This window comes from Asinibacterium sp. OR53 (genome assembly GCF_000515315.1).
Lineage (GTDB): Bacteria > Bacteroidota > Bacteroidia > Chitinophagales > Chitinophagaceae > Sediminibacterium.
Window position 1 is genome coordinate 935,145 of record NZ_KI911562.1, and the last position, 22,221, is coordinate 957,365.

The following is a 22,221-nucleotide window of genomic DNA, read 5'->3' on the forward strand; positions in this document are numbered from 1 at the left end:
GTGCCCGCATGCAAAGTAACTCATTATTTATGCACCATCGTTTTACTCGGATTTCTTTTTCTCGGTATAGTGCTTCTCCGCTTCTTTCGCCTTTTCAAAGTCAAGCACCACGCCATTGATACAATAACGAAGGCCGGTGGGTGGGGGACCATCTTCAAACACATGGCCCAGGTGCGCTTTGCAGCGGCCGCATTCCACTTCGGTACGGCTCATGCCCAGGCTATTATCCGGTAAATAGATCACCGAGCTTTTGCTGATGGGTTCATAAAAACTCGGCCATCCGCAACCACTTTCGAATTTGGTATCACTTTTAAACAACGCATTGCCACATGCCGCGCAATAATAAGTGCCCGCTTCTTTCAGGTTTTCAAACTTACTGGTCCAGGGTCGCTCGGTACCTTTTTGCCTCGCGATATAATAAACTTCGGGTGATAATACGCGTTTCCAATCTTCGTCTTTCATCACCGCTTTACCTGTATCTGTTCTCGAATAAACAGGGTTATCGTTTTTCTTGTGCTGATCCATATCGGTCTTTTGATTGTTTTGAGAATAACAACCTTGCCCCAACAAGCAGGCCAAAGTCAATGAAAATATCCATTTCATTTGATGTGAATTTTATACATTAAAGTTACGAGTCATACCCCGTTATGGTTTACTCCTGCGTACAAACAATCGTTTGTTTCACGCCAGGATTCAGTCTTTTCAAAGGTTTTCGTGATCTGTTAAACATTTTTTAAAACACACATACTATCTTTGCTCCTCACTCAAGGTTAGCACTTACATGTTTAATATTATTTTGTTCGGTCCTCCCGGAAGCGGAAAAGGTACACAAAGTGAAAAACTGATCGCTGCTTATGGATTGAAACATTTGTCAACCGGAGATCTGTTGAGAAGTGAAATTGCCGGCGCCACTCCATTGGGACTGGAAGCCAAAAAATTCATGGACAGAGGGGAACTGGTGCCGGATGAAGTGGTTATTGGCATGATCAGCGCCGCGCTTGACAATAATCCCCAGGCCAAAGGCTTTCTTTTCGACGGTTTTCCCCGTACCAAGGCGCAAAGTGAGGCCCTTGACCAGCTATTGACGCAAAAACGCACTTCTATCGGTGTGGTACTGGCGCTCGAAGTAGGTGAGGAAGAGCTGGTTAAGCGGTTGCTCAACCGGGGACTTACCAGCGGCAGGAGCGACGATAACAACGAAACCGTGGTTCGGGCCCGGATCGTGGAATACCATAAAAAGACTTCCGCAGTAGCCGATTATTACCAGGCTTTTGATAAAGTGGTGAAAATCAAGGGAGAAGGAACTGTAGAACAAATATTTGACGCTCTTTGCAGCGAAATTAACAAACGGTTGTCTTAAATATAACAAATGGTTTAAACAACCAATAACCAACTGCAATCCCGCCAAGTACCCTATGGCGGGATTTTTTTTAATTCAGATTTTGGCTTTATTTTTGCAAACCCTTTGGGACTATTAAATAACCACTACCCGTTTTCGAACAATTCTACTTAGTTCATCTTTTATTCATTCATCGATCAAACGTTGTAATTGCATGGGTAGATCATTCATCCGGTCTTTCGGGGTATTTGTGTTGATTATTTCGGCCTCCCTGGCCTTTATGAGTTTTGTTGTTGCAAACAACTCTGGCAGTACGATTCCGGTATCCGCTCCAAATACAGTTCCGGTTATTCAATTCACGGCAAACGAAGGAGATGCCCGGCTTTCCCTTTACGAAAAGCTGGCGCTTGACTCACTGGGTCTCTCACACGAAGCATTCGAATATGCCTTGAAAGGTCATGACCAGTTATTAAGCGATGGAAAAATTGAAAAGGACAACCTGCTTTCGATCATCGACTTTTCCCTTCCTTCCGGTAAAAAACGGCTTTTTGTTATAGACCTGGAATCGGGAGAGCTTCTGTTCAATACGTATGTAGCACATGGCAGGAATTCTGGTAAAGACATTGCCACCAAATTCTCTAACAAACCCAACAGCTTCAAAAGCAGTCTCGGGTTTTATGTAACCGGCAATACCTATACCGGCAAACACGGCTATTCCATGCGTCTTAACGGCGAAGAATCCGGTATCAACGACAAAGCAGAAGGCAGGGGCATTGTGATGCACAGCGCCGCTTATGCCAATGAAAATTCCATAGAAGAGCGTGGCTTCATTGGCCGCAGCCTGGGTTGCCCGGCCATTCCGAAAAATGTACACCGGCAGATCATTGAAACCATCTGTCACGGAAGTTGTTTGTTCATGTACAGTCCGGATACTTATTATTTAAGTCATTCTAAACTGATCTGATTTGATAAATCACTGAAATAAAAAAGCCTCCCACAACACAATTATGGGAGGCTTTTTTATAGCTGAACAATCTATTTTTTCGTCTCCAGTAATTTAAAGAACTGGTCGAGTTGCGGAAGAATAACAATCCTTGTTCTGCGGTTAGCAGCACGTCCTCCGGCAGTATTGTTATCGGCAAGAGGCAGGTATTCACTCCTTCCTGCCGCAGTCATGCGTTTGGGATCAAGACCATAGGTATTTTGCAGGATGCGCACCACGCTGGTAGCGCGTTTTACGCTGAGATCCCAGTTATCAACAATACCTGCGCTGTGAATAGGATTGGAATCGGTATGGCCTTCCACCATGAATTCGATCTCAGGCTGGTTTTGCAACACTTTGGCTACTTTACCCAGTACTTCCTTCGCTCTTTCCGTAACATCATAGCTGGCGTTTTTGAAAAGAAGCTTGTCGGAAATATCTACATAAACCACCCCTTTATCTACTTTGATGTTGATGTCTTTGTCGTCCAGGTTGCCAATGGCTCCCTTAAGATTCATCACCAGCGCCATGGCAAGGGAATCCTTACGTGCAATAGAACCCTGGAGGTCTTTGATGTACATGTCTTTTGCCCCGATATTGTCCAATGATTTGCGGATGCTTTCTGCCTGCGCATTCGTTACCACCGACATATCCCTTAACTGGTTCAATACCGTATTATTATTCTGTTTGAGGTAATCGATCTGTTTTTTGAGATCATCTACCTGTCCATCTGCGTTTGTTTTCGCGGACTGCAATGCTGCATTTTTGTTGTTGGCTTTGTCCAGTTCATCTTGTAATGCGCGGTATTTCGACTGCAAATCGAGGTAAGTACCGCTGAGCTGGTCGTACTTGGCTTGCGACTCTCTTAATTTTTTGGGACTCACACAGGAAAACAATACCGCTGAACTCAATAGCGCTGTTAAGTAAATCTTTACTTTCATAATTGATGCTGTTAAAAATTAAACAATGACGGACTCCTAACGTCGGAGCCGCTAAAAAATTGTATCTGCGCCAGAGTGTAGAGGGGTAAAGAGGCGTAAAGGTAATAAACAAAGCGCTCGCAAACTCAATGCTGTGAGTACTTTGCTTTTATTAATCCGTTCTTAATAAATTTATTTCCAAACTACGCGGAAGTTGCCGTTCCAGGTATTGGTTGATGTAGTAGCAGAAGTAACCGTTACCGCTACAGTACAAAATACTTGCCCCATTGGAAGCGGTGAAACCGTTACGCTGTTCACTGCTGTAGACGAACTGAGGTCCTGCGTAAAAACAACCGTACTGTTGTCTTCTCGTTTCGCTGTGACATTGATCTTAACGCCGGCTGCGGGCATTCTGCTCAATACTTCTACCGTGAACTGGTAAGAACTGCTGGTAGAGGTGGCGGGGTTGGCCGTGTTCAATTTTACATTCAGGTTCTCCTCCGATGGCGCCGTATCGGGCCCTTTGCCACAAGAGATGAGACTGGTTATGCAGAGAAGGAAACAAGATATGGTTAACAGCTTGCGCATTACGGTTGCTTTATATTCAATACAGGTTTTACGCTGGCTAATATAAGATTATTCCTTCAATTCCCTCTTTACTTGATCGCTTCCAGCTCTTTTTGCAGCCTGAACATTTCATCGCGCAGGCGGGCCGCTTCAATAAAGTCCAGATCGCGGGCTGCTTTTTCCATTTCTTTACGCGTTTTAGTAATGGCTTTTTCGAACTGAGGAATGGTTTGATAGGTTTCCTGCTCCTCAGCTACTTTCAATACAAAGGGATCTTGGGTCTGCACGGCATACGCGTTCGAAGGATCATATCCTTTGATATCAAGTACCGATGTTTGTGCAAAAACCTGCTCTTTGCTCTTGCTCACCGTTTGCGGAACAATGCCGTGTTCGCGATTATACGCTAATTGTTTTTCTCTTCTGCGGCCGGTCTCATCAATTGTGCGCTGCATGCTCATCGTCATCTTATCGGCATAAAAGATCACCAATCCATCCACATTACGCGCGGCGCGCCCTGCTGTCTGGGTCAGCGACCGCTCATTACGCAGGAACCCTTCTTTATCGGCATCCAATATGGCCACCAAGGATACTTCGGGCAGATCGAGTCCTTCGCGCAAGAGGTTCACACCAACCAATACATCTATTACACCCAATCTTAGATCGCGCAATATTTCCACTCGTTCCAGTGTATCCACATCGCTGTGTATGTATTTTGATTTGATGTTGATGCGCGCCAGGTATTTGTCCATCTCCTCCGCCATGCGTTTGGTAAGAGTAGTCACCAGCACACGGTCGCCCTTTTTCACACGCTTGTCTATTTCATCCAGCAGGTCATCTATCTGGTTCACACTGGGCCGCACTTCTATCGGCGGGTCCAATAAACCTGTAGGTCTTACTACCTGTTCCACCACCACGCCGCCTGTTTTCTCCAGTTCGTAATCACCAGGAGTAGCACTCACAAAAACGGTCTGGCCCACGAGCGACTCGAATTCCTGGAAGCTCAACGGTCTGTTGTCGATCGCACTCGGTAACCTGAATCCATATTCTACCAGCACCAGTTTACGGCTGCGGTCGCCACCGTACATGCCCGCGATCTGCGGTATGGTCTGGTGACTTTCATCGATCATACATAAAAAATCTTTGGGGAAATAATCCAGCAGGCAGAACGGTCGCGTACCGGGCTTGCGCCTGTCGAAAAACCTTGAATAGTTCTCAATACCATTACAATAACCCAGCTCACGGATCATTTCGAGGTCGTATTCCACCCGCTCTTTGATGCGATGCGCTTCTTCATTTTTTCCAATGCTTTTGAAATAATCTACCTGCGCCATCATTTCATCCTGTATCTCATAGATCACCTGTTGTATGATATCGCGGGGCGCCAGGTAGAGGTTGGCGGGGAAGATGGCGGCATTCTCCATCAGTCCCATCCGTTTGCCCGTATCTGTATCGATGCTTTCTATCTCTTCTATTTCATCCCCAAAAAAAGTAATACGGTAACCGAAATCAACATAGGGCAGGTTGATATCAACCGTATCTCCCTTTACCCTGAACGTGCCCCTCGTGAAATCGCCCTGGCTGCGGTTGTACAGCGAGTTCACCAGGCTGTGCAGGAATTTTTGCCGCGGTATCACCTGTCCCTTTTCTATCCTGATGATCCCGTTCTCATACTCCGTAGGGTTACCCATACCGTAGATGCAACTTACACTTGCGACCACAATGATATCACGCCGGCCGCTCAGCAGTTGCGATGTGGCTTGCAAACGCAACTTGTCTAATTCTTCATTGATGCTCAGGTCTTTTTCTATATATACATTGGTCACCGGCATATAAGCTTCCGGCTGGTAATAATCGTAGTAGCTCACAAAATAACCAACAGCATTCTCCGGGAAGAACTGTTTGAACTCGCCGTACAATTGCGCCACCAATGTTTTATTGTGTGTGAGCACCAGGGTAGGCCTTTGCAGTTCCTGTATCACATTGGCCATGGTAAACGTTTTACCACTGCCTGTTACGCCCAGCAATGTCTGAAACTGTTCGCCGCTTTGTATTCCGTCGATCAGCTGGCGTATGGCCGAAGGCTGGTCTCCGGCCGGTTCGTATGTTGTGTGAAGTTTGAATGGCATGATGCAAACAGGCAAATGATGCGGACCTGTTTGGCGAAGTTAACAACAAAATCAGGGCATCACTTCAAACAGGAAAAGCTGTGTTTTTTCCAGTTGGGAAAAATTATTGTCAGACACCATCAAAAGTGTTCTGTGGCCATTGGGAAGCGTAGGGCCGAAAGTCATGCCCTCTACATTATCCACATAGATACCCAGGTCATCCATATTCAGTAACAATTTTTTCTTCAGGGGTCGAGTCGGTGGTTTTCTTTTCAGTGAATTCACTTTGGAAATGTCTTCCGCCTTACTGTAATCCGTCAGGAAAATTTTAATCGTACAAGGCATACGGCCGGTTGAAAAAGACCTTTCCATTACCAGTAACCTGGTTCCTCCGGCAGAAAGTATATCGGGTATTCCGTTTATTTTAAATGCATTCGCAGGAAATGTCGGATAAGCAATGGGTTCCAGTTTATAGGCATACTGCGCAGTGTTTCGCAGGTTCTCTCTGTTGAAACGGTAAATCCTCACCCATGCATCATTGGGCCGGATATCTGCGCGCTCACCATCTTCATAGCGGGGTTCTTCGAGGCTTACATAAAGGGTTTGATAGCCATTTGCATACGTGATGCCTTCCAATACACCATTACGTCTCGGGCCTTTCTCGTTTGCATGCATCCATAAATTGCGCGGCAGCGGAATGCTATCGATAAATTTTCCATCAGGCTCGATGAAATGGATGGATGGATTTTCCAATACCGTGTCTTTGTTTGAAACGATCCTTTCCCCCTCGCTTGTCCACACCATTTGTTTTCTCACCGGGTCATAGCGCAGCGCTTCCGGATCAGGTGTATGTGCGGGATCCTGTTGGGTGTTGGGAAAGGGATGACCATCGGGTTGCAGTAGCGTAACAACGTCTGTTATACGTAAGCTGTCGAATCCCTGGTTATTCAGGTAGATCTTCATCGTATAGAACCTCGCCGGCTGAAGCGCCGATCTGTCGTCGCTGATAAGATAATACGATTGTTGTGTGCTGTCATAATCGATGCCCGAGAGCCCGCCTACCGTAGTTCCTTTAAACCGGGCATCATACGGTATTTCCTCAACCGCTAACAATTTCAATGCACTGATCGGGATGGTGGGCGTTGTGTGTCTTTGCGCAGCACAGGCCGTCATCATTCCGGTGAGCACTATCAATCCAATCCTTTTTCGCACTATTGTTTTTTATGTTTCTTTTTATTGGAAAACAACCAGGGCAATAATTTGGGCTCTGCAAATGCAGCATCCCAGCTGTTGTGGTTGAGGTTGGGGTATTCTGTATACATCACGTGCTGGTCACCCAGTGTCATCAACGCTTTATAAAGCTCCCGGTCGGCAATCGGCGGAACTACATTATCCAGGGCTCCATGAAAGATCCAGAGCGGCAGGTTCCTGGCTTTTTGCATCATTTGCGGAATATCGGCTACTCCACAGATAGAAAAAGCCGCAGCAAAATAATCAGGATAACGTGTGATCATATCATAGGTACCAAAGCCACCCATGGAAAGGCCGCCGATATATATTTTGCGTGTATCTACTACGCCGCTCTCCGATAAGCTATCCAATAATTGCTTCAACAGTCTCAGAGTTAAAGGTGGTTCCGCTTCTGTGATGATATCAAAGTTGCCCGATTCCGGGTGATGGTCCCTTTTATAGTGCGACCAGGTACTTCCGGCAGGACATTGCGGAAAAACAACGATTGCCGGGAAATAATGCCTGATGGCTTCCCTCGTAAAAACCTCTCCGCCATGTGCTAGCTGCGCGTTGTTATCGTTTCCTCTTTCACCCGAACCATGCAGGAAAACCAGCAATGGGTATGCTTTGCTTGATTTGAATTTTTCGGGAAACAGAACCCTGTAACGCAATGTATCATTCCCGCGGATGAACCATTTCTTTTCGTACAGGTTGAGGTTTTGTGCGGCAAGCTGTTGTAATGCGCACAACAGACACAGTATCAGGGGGAACTTTTTCATCTGCTGTTTTTTTCTATGCGGGGTTCAGTCTTGCTATTTAAAGATACAAAACAAGGGATGATTTGTGATGGTTTATTTGAATTGCGGCGGATGCATTTCATCCCAGGGTGTTTGATCCTGGTAAGCTTTTGCAACAGCCAGCAATATGGCCTCATCGTATAATTTTCCTATTAAAGTAATACTGGTGGGTAAATGATACTGTTTATCGAACCCGGTAGGCATACATACAACAGGATGACCGGTCAGGTTGGTGATGGCCAACTGGTTGCCGCTGCCTCGGGTGGGACAGATCAACACATCCACTCCTTTCATGGTCTCATTCACTTGCTGCATCAGCAGGTAACGGTGCCGGTTGGCATTGATGTATTCCACCGCCGGTATCAGTCGCGATACCCTGAAAGTATTCGGCCAGTCGTTTTTTCCCTGCCTGGTCATTTGATCATCCAGCCCGCTCCTGGTAAATTCGTCGAATGCAGCGGCGCATTCGGCGCTGATGATCACTTCCATCATGTTGAAACGATATACACCACTGTCGGGGAAATCGATGGGAATAAGGGCTGCGCCCATTTTTTTATAGGCTTCCAGCACTTTCCATTCGTTCCTGGATGTATCGGTTATCTTGTCGAAATAGTTTTTTGCATAGCCTATTCTCAACTTGGGTATTGATACTTTGTTTTGATAGTTGAACGGCCTGTTCACCGCACTGCCATCGTATCCGTCTGTTCCATGGATGCACGAAAAGACCACGGCAGCATCTTCTGCATTACGACAAATCGGGCCTACTTTATCCAGGCTCCAGCTCAATGTCATGGCGCCGGTTCTGCTGATACTTCCGAAAGTGGGACGCAAGCCCGTAGCGCCGCAGGTGGAAGATGGTGAAACGATCGATCCCCAGGTTTCTGTTCCGATGGCAAAAGGAATGAGCCCCGCAACGGTGGCCGATGTAGAGCCGGCCGATGAGCCCGAAGAGCCGAACCGGGTATTCCACGGATTCCTGGTTCTTCCGCCATACCAATAATCACCCATGGCCAATGCCCCGAGCGTAAATTTTGCTACCAGTACAGCGCCGGCCTCTTTCAGTCTTTGATAAACATACGCGTCTTCTTCTATCACCTGGTCTTTATACGGCGCCGCACCCCAGGTTGTTTTGGTGCCTTTTACAGCGAAGAGGTCTTTCAGTCCGTAAGGAATACCATGCAGCGGCCCGCGGATTTTTCCGGCAGCGATCTCTGCATCTGCTTGTTCCGCTTGTTGCATGGCAATAGATTCTGTCAGCGATATCACACACTGCAGACTGTCGCCATATTTTTTGAGCCGGTCGATGAAAAAACGGGTCAGCTGTACGGAACTGATCTTTTTATTCCTCAGCAGGGATGACAGTTGAAGCAAGTTATAATAAGCAAGATCATTGCGGTCTTTCGGTAATTGGATATTAGGAATATAATTCCATTTGATCTCCGCCTGTTTTTGATCGAGGCGCATATTCGGTAATACCGGATTTTGCCACAAACTCATCGGAACACTGTTGTTGAGCGATTGTTTGTGTTGCAGCTGGTATATGGACCAGTTGCTTTTCACACCATCATACATGCTATCTATCTCGCTGGGGGTAAAGCTAAGATCCTGTATCCTGGCGGCGGATTGTATATCCTGCTTAGACAACGTATCCTGTGCAAAGGATGTGATGGCTAATAGCAACGCAACTGAGGAAAGTAATTTTCTCATAACAACCTTTTAGTAAGTGAAGAATGCTTGTTATTTGTTATTCAGAGGTCGGGCGCATTAAAAGTATCGCCCTGGTTAAGATCACCGGTATCGTATCCTTTTTTAAACCAGTACATTCTTTGCTTCGATGTGCCATGCGTAAAAGCATCCGGCACCACACGTCCCTGTGCTTGTTGCTGCAGCCTGTCGTCACCAATCGCATTGGCAGCATTGAGCGCCGATTCAATATCTGCGTCATCCAGGTTCTTTTTCATCTGCTGGGTATAATGTGCCCACATGCCCGCGAGGAAATCGGCTTGCAGTTCCAGCTTCACAGACATTTTATTGTATTCCGTTTCACTCATCCTGGACCGCAGTTGTTCCATCTTGTCAGATATGCCCATTAGTTTTTGGATATGATGGCCTACTTCATGTGCAATCACATAGGCCATGGCAAATTCACCCTCCACTTTGAACCGTTGCTGCAGCTCATTGAAAAAAGAAAGGTCGAGGTATAATTTTTCATCCGCCGGACAATAGAAGGGGCCGGTGATGGCACTCGCAAATCCACAACCCGATTGTGTTGACTCTGTAAATAAAACCAAAGTAGGCTTACGATAATTTTTTCCGGATGCGTGGTACAGTGAATCCCATACATCTTCCGTATACCTCAGTACCACTTTGCTGAAAGAAGCAAGGTGTTCTTCTTCAGGGCTCCGGTTTGCGGTGGTTGTTTGTTGCTGTTGCTGGAACGACTGCGTTTGTTGCAGCACATCGGATGGGTTTCCGCCCAACAATACGTAGATGATGCCGATGATGATGGCGCCAATACCACCACCTGCGGCAATGGTTCCGCCACTGATGCCACGGCGGTCTTCTACATTATCGCTTTCCTGGTCGCCTTCCCAACGCATAAAAAATGATTTTACGATTAAATATATACAAAGCCCGCTAGAAATTATTTTTCTTCTTTGATGGGGCGCTTGAGATATCCCGTATAATCAGGAAGCAGTGCATCATACGGTTCGTGCATGAATGGAGATGTGATCAGGAAATCTGCCGTGGCCCTGTCACAGGCCATGGGGAGGTTCCATGCAACACAAAGACGTAACAAGGCTTTCACATCGCTGTCGTGCGGCTGCGCTTCCATCGGATCCCAGAAAAATATCACCATGTCTACTTCTCCGTTCGCAATCATTGCGCCAATTTGTTGGTCACCACCAAGCGGACCACTCAACAATTGAGTAACGGGTCTTCCCAATGATTTTTCCAGCATTTTTCCTGTTGTTCCCGTAGCAACCAGGCTATGTGATGAAAGAACGGTTTTATTGAAAACCGCCCAATCGATCAGGTCTTTCTTTTTATAATCGTGCGCAATCATTGCGATGCGTTTATCCTTACCTAGTTTCTTTATATTTTCCATTTTCGGGTCTGTTTTTAAAAGGGTAAGGTAAGCATTGTACCGCATACCAGCCGGCAAGCAGGTGTAATAAAATCATCAACACTATCCACGTAAACGGTAAATGCAAAAAATGAAACAGCCAGGTGATTAACAATAAATAAACCGGGTATAACAATAACATGGTTGTAAAAAGAACAGCGTCATAAAAAATAGTATTCCTGGTCTTGTTGCGTACTATTTTTTGAATTATTCCATAAGGCAAAATGTACAGCAAACAGGCAATGATAGAAATCAGTTTGGCTCCTGGATTAAGTTCTTTTGAAATTGGCCGCGCTCTCTTCTGCAAAGCCCCACTGATATGATTGAAAATCTCCTGGTTAAAATATTGGATATTTTTTTGATCATTATTTGAGAAGGGTAAGAGCGCTGTTGCCGGCAGGGTCGTACCAGCCTCAAGGCAAACAGTCTTTCCTGGTCCGTTCAAAGAATCGTAAGTAATTACAACAGGAAGAACAGAAAGGGGTATCATTTTTTTCTGGCAGCTGAGGGCAATCCTCGCGGCAGTTTTTTTAAAGGGTTGCAGTTCGTGTTTGTTCACACAAATGCCTTCTATAAAAACCAGTAGTGTTCCGTTTTGCGAGAGTATTGTTTCTGCCTGTTCAAATGAGTGGTTGTTCAGTTCCTTTTTTTCTTTTCTTTCATCCTGCTTGAACACCGGCATCATGTTCAGCAGCCGGAGTAATTTATATTGCCAGGGTTTTGAAAAAAAATCACCTCTTGCCAGGAAATGCACCCGGTGTTTGCAATATGCCGCTATGATGATGGCGTCGAGGAATGCGTTGGGATGGTTGGCTGTGATCAACAAGGGACCCTTGCTCGCTAAGGCTTCTTTATTCCGTATTTGTATTTGTTTACAGAATAGTGGCAATCCCAGCCTGACAAATATTTTCAGCAACGCGTACAACAAGATGTCAAAGGGTTTTCCCAAAGTAAAGCATTACCTGATAATCTTGATCATGTTCACAGCAGGCAGTTATATAAAAAGCGAAAAGCCACGCGCTATTCGTGACTTTCCATACTTACTAACCCATCAAAAAAACAAGTATCTCGATAATCTTTTATACTTCTGCGGCGGCTTTTACTTCCGATACCTTGGCCCGTATTTTAGCTTCCACTTCATTGGCCAGTTCGGGATTATCCTGCAACAGTTTCTTTACTGCATCCCTGCCCTGTCCCAGTTTATTGTTATCATAGCTGAACCAGCTTCCGCTTTTCTGTACGATGCCCAGTTCAACACCCATATCGATGATCTCTCCCAGTTTGCTGATACCTTCACCGAAAATGATATCGAATTCTGCGGCACGGAAAGGGGGCGCCACTTTATTTTTTACCACTTTTACCTTCACGCGGTTACCAATGGCTTCGTCTCCGTCTTTGATCTGTGTCATGCGGCGTATGTCCAGGCGAACGGATGCATAGAATTTCAATGCATTACCACCGGTGGTGGTTTCCGGGTTTCCAAACATCACCCCGATCTTCTCGCGCAACTGGTTGATGAAAATACAAACCGTATTGGTTTTGTTGATCGTAGCAGTGAGCTTACGCAATGCCTGGCTCATCAACCTGGCCTGCAGACCCATTTTACTGTCGCCCATTTCACCCTCCAGTTCTCCTTTCGGTACCAATGCCGCTACAGAATCTATCACTACTACATCCAATGCGCCTGAAAGAATAAGGCGGTCGGCAATTTCAAGAGCCTGTTCTCCATAATCCGGTTGAGAGATCAGCAGGTTATCCACATCTACACCCAGTTTCTGGGCGTAAGAACTATCAAAAGCATGCTCCGCGTCAATGATCGCGCACATACCGCCTTTTTTTTGCGCTTCGGCAATTACATGTATCGCAACAGTTGTCTTACCAGACGATTCAGGGCCGTATATTTCCACGATCCTTCCCTTGGGCAATCCTCCTACACCCAGGGCCGTATCCAGCCCTATCGAGCCCGTAGAAATCACTTCCATCGGCTCCTGGCTCCGCTCATTCATCAACATCACACTGCCTTTGCCAAAATCCTTGTCTATCTTATCAATCGTCAGCTTCAGGGCCTTCAGTTTTTCTACGTTACTCATGTTTTCGGTTTTATACTTTGAATTTAATGGGACATAAAGGTAAAAGGTATTTTTGAAATAAACTAATTTATTTAGTATTTTTTAGCTAAATGGGTTAGTTTATCAAATACACTCCCTTTCCGCAGCTAAAGTAGGGGTTCCTCCCGAGGTTTTTCAAGGGTATTAATACCTGATTTTGAACATTCGGGTCACATGCTTATCAACCAATCAATCCTGCTGCTTTACTGATCTCCATCATGCGGTCCATCGGCTTTTTGGCCGCCAGCCTTAATTCCTCATCCATGAGAATTTCGGGTTTTTCATACATCATACACAGGTAGAGCTTTTCGAGGGTGTTGAGCTTCATGTGCGGACAATCATTGCAGGCGCAACTATTATTCGGTGGAGCGGGGATAAATGTTTTTCCTGGCATGGCCTGCTGCATCTGGTGCAGGATACCGGTCTCTGTAGCCACAATATATTCCATCGTGGTATCGGTCTGCGAGTACTTAAGCAATTGGGTAGTACTGCCAATATAATCGGCAATAGCCAGCACCGGTTCCTCACATTCGGGGTGCGCAATCAATTTGGCATTCGGGTGGCGCATTTTCAGTTTGGTGATCTTTTCCAGGCTGAATATCTCGTGCACCATGCAGGCGCCATTCCACAGTACCATATTACGGCCTGTTTTCTTACTCAGATAAGCACCCAGGTTCCTGTCGGGCGCAAAAATGATTGGCTGATCCTTAGGAACACTTTCAATGATCTTCTCTGCATTACCCGAAGTACAGATAATATCTGACAAAGCTTTGATCTCCGCAGTACAGTTGATGTAGGAAATAACGATATGATTGGGGTGCTTCTCTTTAAAAGCCGTGAAAGGAGCAGCAGGCGCGCTATCGGCCAGGGAACAGCCGGCCTTGAGATCGGGCAGGAGTACTTTTTTCGAAGAGTTAAGGATTTTAGCAGTTTCCGCCATGAAATGAACCCCGGCGAAAACAATGATATCAGCATCGGTCTGCCGGGCTTTCTGGGCAAGCCCCAGGCTATCTCCAATATAGTCAGCCACATCCTGTATATCTGGCTCCTGGTAATAATGCGCCAGCAAGATCGCGTTCTTTTCTTTTTTAAGCCTTTCAATTTCTGCAAAAAGATCCAGCTTCACATCTACCTCCAGGTCGAGGAATCCTTTCTGCTCAATATTTTTTTCCGCTTCTTGAATGTTCATAATCATCGTAATAGTATTTAATAATACCTATTTATATAAATCACCTACTATTATTAGGGGTGTGTATATCGGGATAACTTACTTATCCCCACCATGCAAAGTTAATCAGCCCACCCGTATCCACCCTTATCAACAATTATATTAACAGATGAAATCTTTGTAACGACTGTAAATAATTGTGTTTTGAACAGTTGGGGATAGTCTATTCCACAATCCCCATTTTTAATGATCCACTTTTCATGCACTGTTGATCAACATGGATAAAGGAGTCGCGCCGGACTGGTAAAGTGCCAGTAGCATACCAACGAGTGAAATTTATTCGAGCGCTTTCCACAGTTAAAAGGTCAAAAACCGGGGTTTTCCACCTGAAATGGGGGTTGTTCACAAGCCGGTGTTAATTGTTAAAACCCTTTACCTGCCGGTTATTGAACCTGTTTTCCACAATTTGTTCTAATGTAGGTTTACCCCTATTTTTGCCTCCCGCGAAAAGCTGGACTAAAAACTCATTCTAATTACATTATTATGTCTGTCATTCAAAGAATTCGTGACAAAGGAGCCTGGATCGTGTTTGCCATCATCGCCCTGGCTTTGATCGCCTTTATATTACAAGATGGTGTGGGACGCGGAAGCCGCGCTTTTTCCAGCAATACAATCGGTAAAGTGAACGGTGAAAAGATTACCCGTACCGAGTTTGAAGAGAAAGTGAATATGCAGGAACGTTATGCTGCACAACAAGGCATGGGCAGAGAACAGCTGGTTACTGCTGTATGGAACCAGGAAGTGGAAAGACTGGTGTTGAACCAGGAATTCGATAAACTGGGACTCCAGGTTGGGCCTAAAGAACTGAGCGATATTCTCTTTGGTGAAAATTCACCGCTTCGCCAGGAATTCACCGATCCTAAAACCGGTGTATTCAATGCCGATGATGCACGCAGGGCTTTTGCACAAATAAAGAAAAGCAAGAACAAAGAGCAACTGGCGATGATCCAGAACGGATATATCGATCCCACAATCGAAAGCGCGTTGAGGAATAAATACCAGGCCCTGGTTCAACAAGCTGTATACATACCAAAATGGTTGGTAGAAAAACAGGAGGCAGACAATAATGCAATTTCCAACATCTCTTATGTATATGTACCCTATGCTTCTGTGTCCGATAGCCTGGCAAAGGTTTCAGACGATGATATGATGGCTTATGAGAAAAAGCACAGCAAGCAATTTACAAAGGATGAAGAAAGCAGGTCTATCAGTTATGTTAGTTTCAGCGCCGCGCCGAGCTCGGCTGATTCAGCAGCAGTATTGGGACAAATAACAGCATTAAAGAATGATTTTGAACATGCTGAAGATGCCGGTGCATATATCAGCAGGGTAGGAAGTGAAATTCCGTTTTACAATTCCTATTTCAGCAAGGCGAAAATGCAGCAGCCCAATAAAGATTCTTTAACTAAGATACCGGTAGGAACCGTGTATGGTCCGTATATCGATGCACAGAATTATACACTGGCTAAAATGGTGGGGATCAAACAGTGGCCCGACAGTGTGAAAGTTCGCCACATACTTATTGCCACCGCAGATCCCCGCGCGGGCCAGGTGATCAGGGAAGATTCTGTTGCAAAGAAACTGGTTGACAGTATTGAAACCGCTGTAAAAGGAGGAGCTGATTTCAACGCCCTGGTACAAAAATATTCCGATGATCCGGGAAGCAAAGAGAAAGGCGGCGTATATGAATATTTCCCGCAGGGTCAAATGGTTGTTCCATTCAATGATTATGTATTCGATCATCCCGTAGGAAGCAAAGGCGTGGTAAAAACAGATTATGGATACCATTATATAGAAATACTGGGTCAGAAAGGAATGAATCCTGTTTACAAAATTGCCTACCTGTCAAAAGCTATTGTTGCGAGCAATGAAACGGTAAGTAACGCCAACACACACGCAGCGCAGTTTGCAGCGAGCAGCAAGAACGGAAAGCAATTCAATGAAAATGCACTGAAATCAGGTCTTTCTATACTGCCGGGAAATGATATCAAACAGAATGATTTTGCTGTACCGGGGGTGGGACAAAGCAGGCAACTGGTTCGCTGGATCTATGAACATGGTGTTGGTGATGTGTCTGATCCTACAGAAATAGGCGACCGTTATGTGGTTGCGATCGTAACTGCAGTTAACAAAGCGGGACTGATGTCGCCAACGGAAGCAAGGGCTTTTGCTGAAGGACTGGTGCGCAATGAAAAGAAAGCAGCGCAGATCATCAGTACTAAATTTAAGGGCAATAGCCTGGAATCGTATGCCAGCAGTGCAGGAACAACCGTAATGAAGGCAGACAGCATTGGCTTCAACGCACCGTTCATTCCGAATATTGGAAACGAACAAAAGATCGTTGGCGCTGCATTCAATAAATCATTGAATGGTAAAGCAAGTGAGCCGATCGCAGGTGGGACTGGTGTATTTGCTGTACAGGTAGTGAATAGTGGAGCAAGGGCTGGTGTGATGGATCCTGCTGCTATCAGGCAGAATCTGTTGCAGGGTGCAAGAATGGCCGCCTATCGTAGCCTGGAGGCATTGAGAAAAGCGGCGTCTATTAAAGACAACCGTTCCAAGTTCTATTAATCAGATCATAAGTATTTTAAGATAGAGGCCCGGTAATCATTTGCCGGGCCTTTTCATTTCGCATAGCGAAAATGAATGTTGGGGGATAATGGTAATTTTGTGTTGTAAACAGAAGTTTTATGTCGGACCAGATTGTGAACAAAGTTGCAGAGAGCGGCCTGATCAGCATGGACCTTGAAATATATTATCCCAAAGAGGAAATAAAGGTCTTTGACCTGAAGGACCATCTTTTTATGGGATTGATATTGAAAGAAAAAGATTTCCGTGCAGCGCTGCAGGCTATGGATTGGAGCAGCTACGTGGGGGTAAATGTTGCAGTGACCTGTTCGGCAGATGCTGTGATCCCTATGTGGGCATATATGCTGGTAGCAAGTTATTTGCAGCCGGTGGCAAAAGCGGTTGTTTTTGGAAATGAAAAACAAACGATCGAAACCCTTTTGCTCAGGAGCCTGGAAACGATACCGGGAGAAGAATATACAGATAAGCGGGTGGTGATCAAAGGTTGTGGCGAGTTGCCCATTCCAGAAAGTGCATACCTCACCATTACAAACAAACTAAGGCCTTTTGTAAAAAGTATCATGTATGGTGAGCCGTGTAGTACGGTACCCATTTATAAAAAGAAATGATTTGCATAAAAGAAAAGCGACCGGAAATTTCACGGTCGCTTTTCTTTTATGGCTTATTTGAGCAGTGTGTTGTCAAACAATTTGAGGATTCGTTTGTACTCATCTGTCCAGCTGCTGGGTTCTACAAAACCATGGTCTTCCATGGGATAGGGCGCTAATTCCCAATTGTCTTTACCGAGTTCAATGAGGCGTTGCGTGAGACGAACGGCATCCTGGAAATGAACGTTCACGTCTACCATTCCATGACAAATGAGCAAATGATTTTTCAAACCGCTTGCAAAATTGATGGGTGATGAACGGGCGTAAGCGATACTATCGGTAAAAGGTTCATTCAATATATTGGAAGTATATCCATGATTATAATGTGCCCAGTCGGTCACGGGTCTTAATGCGGCGCCGGCCTTGAACACATCGGGCTTGGTAAACAACGCCATCAGCGTCATGAAGCCTCCATAGCTACCACCATAGATACCAATTCTTCCCGGATCAATGCCTTTTTGATTCACCAGGAATTTTGCTGCATCTACATGATCGTCGAGATCTTTACCGCCCATGAAACGATAGATACCGGTGCGCCAGTTTCTTCCGTATCCGCTGCTGGCGCGATAGTCGATATCGAGTACAGTGTATCCTTTATCGGCGAGCAGGTTGTTGAACATGTATTCGCGGAAATACTGGCTCCACCAATAATGTACGTTTTGTAAATAACCTGCGCCATGTACAAAAATAACAGCGGCATTATTTTTTTTGTCACCGGTGGGTTCGTAAATCCTGGCGTACACCTGTTCACCGTCGCTTGCGGGAATAGTAATGATACGGGGCTCTTTCCAGGGATAAGCTTTGAATGTTTCACTCATCGACTTGAATGTAACCTGTTGAGGTTGTTTGCCCGGCGCATTTTCTTGTACGTATAATTCCCATGGTTTGTTGATATAAGAGTAACGATAAGCGATCCACTTTTCATCTGGCGAAAGAGTCACGTCATAACCGCCTGTCATGGATGTGATCTTTTCTTTTTTAGATCCATCGGTTTTAATGCGGTACCAGTTTTGTTTTCCGGGATGCTCTTCATTGGTGAGCAGATAAAAGAAATCTTTGTTTTTGCTGAACACAAGACCCTGCACTTCATACTTGCCGGAAGTGAGCGCTTTTTTTGTTTGCGTAACAGTGTTGTAAGTATAGAGATGTGAATATCCTGTTACTTCACTCTGGAAATAAAACAACGCATCGTTGATCCATCCAAGTGTGGCGCCGTATCCAATGCCGGGCCCGCCAATCCACGCTTCATCACGTTGGCGGTCGATCAGTTTCAATTTTCCGGTTGCGGCATCGAGTTGCATCAACCAGCGATCTTTATTGTCCTGAGAACGGATATCAACAATTGCATAAGTCCCTGCTTCATTCCAGTAGGGTCCGTTCACAAACACAGCGCGTGGAACAGGTTTTTTGTTTGCGTATTTTGAAGGATAATCTTTTACATAATCAGGCAGATCTGTGATGCCGGGTATGGAATCGGTGAGCACCTGGTAAACAGAGTCCCTGGATTTGTCGAAAACAAAAAATTCATACTTGCCCATAGGCGCGCCTACTTTTGTTCTTCCGGGGAGCGTTGCTGTGAAACCGCTTTCGGTAACATATTCCGGAACGATAGTATTTTTTGAATTTGCAGGAGGCTGATACAAGCGATACGTAACATAACGGCCATCCGGACTGATCTGTATATTTTGCAATCGCTTTTCTCCTATAACTATATCTTTTAGTGTGTCAACCTCTTTATTTAATGCAGTGAAAGCATCGCGTTGTTCTTTTTTGTGTTTGCGTTCTTTGAGTACCTGCATTAATTCGAGCTGCTGCTGTTGCAGCCAGGGTTCCTGATGATTCTTGTCAGAAGATGGATGTGCCGGTGCATTTTCAGTTGATTTAACAAAGTTGGTCAGTTGCCTGGTAACACCGGATTTGATGCTCCATGCATAAAGGTTTTGATTGCGTATATAAACCACCCATTCGTCTTTTTGTAGGAAGCTGGGATTGCTTTCGGTTTCTTCTGTTTGTGTAATGCGGGTGATGTTTCCGGATTTGAGATCCTGCAAAAAAATATCGCCATGATGGGTATAGAGTAAAAGTGTGCGGGAAGTATTATAAACCCCGTTGTTGCGGGAGCCCAGCATTTGTGATTCGAGGAATGAAACTTTTGTTATTGATTGTGATCCAATTAAATACGAATAAGTAGAATCAGATATGTTTTTATCAGGATTCCAGTCAAAATAGACTTTCTTACTATCGGTACTCCAGAATACATTGGAAGGAGAAGTGCCGATCCATTTGGGATCCTGCATGATTTTTTCAACAGTCAGGTTTTGTTGTGCATGTACAAAGCATGCAAAAGACAAGCAAATAGACAGTAGCCGTATTTTCATTTGTACAGTTTTATCGGATAAATCTATCACAATGTGGCGAAGGGAAAAACAACCAACTAGAGATTTTGATGAGCGGATCGGTATTTACCGGTAATAATGATTCCTTTCAATTTCTTCACGCACTTTATCGTGAACAAGGTAATGGATGGATTTGCCGGATTTGATATTGTTGCGAATGACTGTAGCAGACAGCTCGAGCAATGGAGCATCCAGGATCGTTACCCGGGCATCCTGCGGTGGGGTTACATCGAACCTGGGTCTTTTATAAATAATGAAGGAATAGTGCTTGATCAGCAGTTCATAATTTTTCCAATGCTGCAGGTTGGAGAAACTGTCGCTTCCCATCACAATGGAAAACTGATGCTGCGGATATTTTTCCTGGAGATAAGTAAGGGTGTCAATAGTATAGGAGGGACGTGGCAAGCGAAACTCTACATCCGACACCCGCAACCTGGGATCATCGTCGATGGATAGGTGTACCAGGTGTAAGCGCTGGTGTTCATTCAACAATAGGGCCGAAGGCTTCAATGGATTCTGGGGGGATACCACAAACCATACCTGGTCAACCCCGCCATGATTCGCAACATGACTGGCAATGATCAGGTGCCCGATGTGAATGGGATTAAAAGAACCAAAGTAGAGACCTATTTTCATCTATCTTATATCTGACTTATATCTGAAGGTCTACAAAGATACTGTTGGCCTCGTTCAGCCGCAGGCTGAGGTGGTAACCGGCAACCGATATGGAGATGGGGTCTCCCAAGGGCGCTACCTGTTCTACCGTTACCAGCTCTCCGGGAACACATCCCATTTCCATGAGCTTGATAAAAATATCGTCTTTCTCAAAAGAATGGATTACCGCTTTCTGTCCTGTTTCCAGCTCTGACAGTCTTATCATAACCAAAGATGAATGTACAAGGTAAAGGTAGGTGGCTAAACGATGATTAGGTTACGAATTTTGGAGTATTCGCCTGAATTAGAGAGACAATATAAATGACCTTTTCACGTTATCCATTCTTGCAGGAAAAGAAAAACCATGGTATCATTTCACTCGGCTGACAGGACCCTTACATTAAAGGGAAGAACAGAACTGAAACCTTTTATAGGAGGCATCTTCAAAAGAGAGGGGAAGAAGCTTTCCCTTATCAATTATGTATTTTGTTCGGACGAGTATCTCTTACAAATCAACCGGGACTTCCTGCAGCACGACTACTATACCGATATCATCACATTTGGCCTGTCTGCCCCCCGCGCCCCCATCGAAGCGGAAGTCTATATTAGCATAGACAGGGTAAAAGACAACGCCAAGACACAGGGTAGTACATACCAGGAAGAATTGCTCCGGGTAATCTTCCATGGAGCCCTCCACCTCTGCGGATACAAGGATAAGACGGGGACCCAAAGCAAAATAATGCGGGAAAAGGAGGATCTGTACCTTAAACTATTCAAAAAGTAGAGATAATAGGTTCCACGAATCCCAGTTTCTCCCCGAAACACGCAAATCGTTAAATGTTCCACGAATCCCAGTTTCAGGAAGGAACATGCTTAGCTTTGCAGTATGGCAAGAAAGAAATGGACACCCCAAACGGAGGTAACGGAATCCCTGCTGAAATTCAGGGAGAAAAGAAAATGGCAATTGGGATACCGCAGGTATGTATTGGAAGGTAAACCCAGCGAAGCCTATGCCCGGTACTTCGGCTTGAGTGCCATCCAATTAAGAGAATGGTTTGAGTTGCAGTTCAGCGAAGGACTGAACTGGGAGAACTTTGGCAAAGCCTGGCAGTTCGATCATATTGTGCCAGCTACTTATTTCGACTATTCCAATGAAGAAGACCTTTTCCTGTGCTGGAATTTCATCAATATGCGGGTAGAAAGGATTGACGAGTCATCTGGAATGGCCCGCAGTGGTAAAGGCGATCTGCTGGCTGCCCGGACTTATTTTCAGGACCTGCACCAAAAGACCGGCTTCTCTCTTTGTGGTAAAATGCTGGCCAAGATCGAAAGCATAGAAGCTGCTGGCATAGAAACCAACCCCAGATCTGAGGTGTTCATCAAACAGAACATTGATTGGCTGGAAAAAATGCGCGACCTGAACGCAGAAGAATTCTCTAAGCTGAACAATGGCATGAGCGTGTCGGATATTTTGCTGGAAAGAGAAATCCTGAAGAAGTTCGGCAAGGACGCGCTTCAATAGGTAATGTTAT

21 protein-coding genes are annotated in these 22,221 nt (G+C 45.2%); 6 read left to right on the forward strand and 15 right to left on the reverse strand.

Annotation, left to right across the window (positions count from 1 at the left end; all coding sequences use genetic code 11):
• Positions 1-42 precede the first annotated feature (42 nt).
• Positions 43-603: a peptide-methionine (R)-S-oxide reductase MsrB gene (gene msrB, locus SEDOR53_RS0104100; protein ID WP_026768573.1), complete on the reverse strand. Its 561-nt coding sequence runs from the start codon at positions 601-603 to the stop codon at positions 43-45.
• A gap of 178 nt (positions 604-781) precedes the next feature.
• On the opposite strand from msrB, the gene SEDOR53_RS0104105 reads away from it, so the two are divergent.
• Both SEDOR53_RS0104105 and SEDOR53_RS0104110 read left to right on the forward strand, forming a co-directional pair.
• A complete protein-coding gene (locus tag SEDOR53_RS0104105; protein ID WP_026768574.1) occupies positions 782-1,360 on the forward strand; it encodes an adenylate kinase in 579 nt (192 codons plus the stop codon).
• Between the two features lie 193 nt (positions 1,361-1,553).
• Complete coding sequence (locus SEDOR53_RS0104110; protein ID WP_037360523.1) at positions 1,554-2,303, forward strand: murein L,D-transpeptidase catalytic domain family protein; 750 nt, start codon at positions 1,554-1,556, stop codon at positions 2,301-2,303.
• 71 nt (positions 2,304-2,374) lie between these two features.
• Here the strand turns inward: SEDOR53_RS0104110 and SEDOR53_RS0104115 are convergent, their stop codons facing one another.
• The 11 genes from SEDOR53_RS0104115 to nadA all read right to left on the reverse strand — a co-directional run bounded on the left by SEDOR53_RS0104115 (position 2,375) and on the right by nadA (position 14,364).
• On the reverse strand, positions 2,375-3,262 hold the full coding sequence (locus SEDOR53_RS0104115) for an OmpA family protein (protein WP_026768576.1): 888 nt from the start codon (positions 3,260-3,262) through the stop codon (positions 2,375-2,377).
• Between the two features lie 171 nt (positions 3,263-3,433).
• Complete coding sequence (locus SEDOR53_RS0104120; protein ID WP_026768577.1) at positions 3,434-3,829, reverse strand: hypothetical protein; 396 nt, start codon at positions 3,827-3,829, stop codon at positions 3,434-3,436.
• Between the two features lie 68 nt (positions 3,830-3,897).
• On the reverse strand, positions 3,898-5,934 hold the full coding sequence (gene uvrB / locus SEDOR53_RS0104125) for an excinuclease ABC subunit UvrB (protein WP_026768578.1): 2,037 nt from the start codon (positions 5,932-5,934) through the stop codon (positions 3,898-3,900).
• A 51-nt stretch (positions 5,935-5,985) separates the two neighbouring features.
• The gene (locus SEDOR53_RS17100; RefSeq protein WP_084220337.1) at positions 5,986-7,125 is read right to left on the reverse strand and encodes an esterase-like activity of phytase family protein; all 1,140 of its coding nucleotides are present in this window, start codon (positions 7,123-7,125) and stop codon (positions 5,986-5,988) included.
• Complete coding sequence (locus SEDOR53_RS0104135) at positions 7,125-7,922, reverse strand: prolyl oligopeptidase family serine peptidase (RefSeq protein ID WP_026768579.1); 798 nt, start codon at positions 7,920-7,922, stop codon at positions 7,125-7,127. Before SEDOR53_RS0104135 ends, SEDOR53_RS17100 begins: the two co-directional genes overlap by 1 nt.
• Positions 7,923-7,994: 72 nt before the next feature.
• Positions 7,995-9,647, reverse strand: coding sequence for an amidase (locus SEDOR53_RS0104140; RefSeq protein ID WP_026768580.1), 1,653 nt, complete (start codon positions 9,645-9,647; stop codon positions 7,995-7,997).
• A 41-nt stretch (positions 9,648-9,688) separates the two neighbouring features.
• On the reverse strand, positions 9,689-10,540 hold the full coding sequence (locus SEDOR53_RS0104145; RefSeq protein WP_026768581.1) for a neutral zinc metallopeptidase: 852 nt from the start codon (positions 10,538-10,540) through the stop codon (positions 9,689-9,691).
• 44 nt (positions 10,541-10,584) lie between these two features.
• Positions 10,585-11,049: a methylglyoxal synthase gene (locus SEDOR53_RS0104150; protein ID WP_026768582.1), complete on the reverse strand. Its 465-nt coding sequence runs from the start codon at positions 11,047-11,049 to the stop codon at positions 10,585-10,587.
• On the reverse strand, positions 11,024-11,995 hold the full coding sequence (locus SEDOR53_RS0104155; RefSeq protein ID WP_198018785.1) for a 1-acyl-sn-glycerol-3-phosphate acyltransferase: 972 nt from the start codon (positions 11,993-11,995) through the stop codon (positions 11,024-11,026). The genes SEDOR53_RS0104150 and SEDOR53_RS0104155 overlap by 26 nt, the downstream gene beginning before the upstream one ends.
• A gap of 151 nt (positions 11,996-12,146) precedes the next feature.
• Complete coding sequence (gene recA / locus SEDOR53_RS0104160; protein ID WP_026768584.1) at positions 12,147-13,157, reverse strand: recombinase RecA; 1,011 nt, start codon at positions 13,155-13,157, stop codon at positions 12,147-12,149.
• A 199-nt stretch (positions 13,158-13,356) separates the two neighbouring features.
• Entirely contained in the window at positions 13,357-14,364 is a 1,008-nt protein-coding gene (gene nadA / locus SEDOR53_RS0104165) for a quinolinate synthase NadA (RefSeq protein WP_198018786.1), read from the reverse strand.
• Positions 14,365-14,886: 522 nt separating this feature from the next.
• Between nadA and SEDOR53_RS0104170 the strand changes: the two genes are divergently transcribed.
• Together SEDOR53_RS0104170 and SEDOR53_RS0104175 are read left to right on the forward strand one after the other, a co-directional pair.
• Positions 14,887-16,974 carry a peptidylprolyl isomerase gene (locus tag SEDOR53_RS0104170; RefSeq protein WP_026768586.1) on the forward strand — a complete coding sequence of 696 codons (2,088 nt, stop codon included), beginning with the start codon at positions 14,887-14,889 and terminating at the stop codon, positions 16,972-16,974.
• A gap of 119 nt (positions 16,975-17,093) precedes the next feature.
• Complete coding sequence (locus SEDOR53_RS0104175; RefSeq protein ID WP_026768587.1) at positions 17,094-17,600, forward strand: DUF2480 family protein; 507 nt, start codon at positions 17,094-17,096, stop codon at positions 17,598-17,600.
• 53 nt (positions 17,601-17,653) lie between these two features.
• On the opposite strand, the gene SEDOR53_RS0104180 is transcribed toward SEDOR53_RS0104175, so the two are convergent.
• The 3 genes from SEDOR53_RS0104180 to SEDOR53_RS0104190 all read right to left on the reverse strand — a co-directional run bounded on the left by SEDOR53_RS0104180 (position 17,654) and on the right by SEDOR53_RS0104190 (position 20,915).
• Positions 17,654-20,017, reverse strand: a complete 2,364-nt coding sequence (locus SEDOR53_RS0104180; RefSeq protein ID WP_026768588.1) for an alpha/beta fold hydrolase — start codon at positions 20,015-20,017, stop codon at positions 17,654-17,656.
• 84 nt (positions 20,018-20,101) lie between these two features.
• Entirely contained in the window at positions 20,102-20,671 is a 570-nt protein-coding gene (gene nadD / locus SEDOR53_RS0104185) for a nicotinate (nicotinamide) nucleotide adenylyltransferase (protein WP_026768589.1), read from the reverse strand.
• 16 nt (positions 20,672-20,687) lie between these two features.
• Positions 20,688-20,915: a FeoA family protein gene (locus SEDOR53_RS0104190; protein WP_026768590.1), complete on the reverse strand. Its 228-nt coding sequence runs from the start codon at positions 20,913-20,915 to the stop codon at positions 20,688-20,690.
• Between the two features lie 138 nt (positions 20,916-21,053).
• Here SEDOR53_RS0104190 and ybeY point away from each other — a divergent pair, with 138 nt between their 5' ends.
• Both ybeY and SEDOR53_RS0104200 read left to right on the forward strand, forming a co-directional pair.
• Positions 21,054-21,473 (forward strand): rRNA maturation RNase YbeY, encoded by a 420-nt coding sequence (gene ybeY, locus SEDOR53_RS0104195; protein WP_026768591.1) that lies wholly within the window; start codon positions 21,054-21,056, stop codon positions 21,471-21,473.
• A 102-nt stretch (positions 21,474-21,575) separates the two neighbouring features.
• Positions 21,576-22,211 carry a hypothetical protein gene (locus SEDOR53_RS0104200; protein WP_026768592.1) on the forward strand — a complete coding sequence of 212 codons (636 nt, stop codon included), beginning with the start codon at positions 21,576-21,578 and terminating at the stop codon, positions 22,209-22,211.
• Positions 22,212-22,221 lie beyond the last annotated feature (10 nt).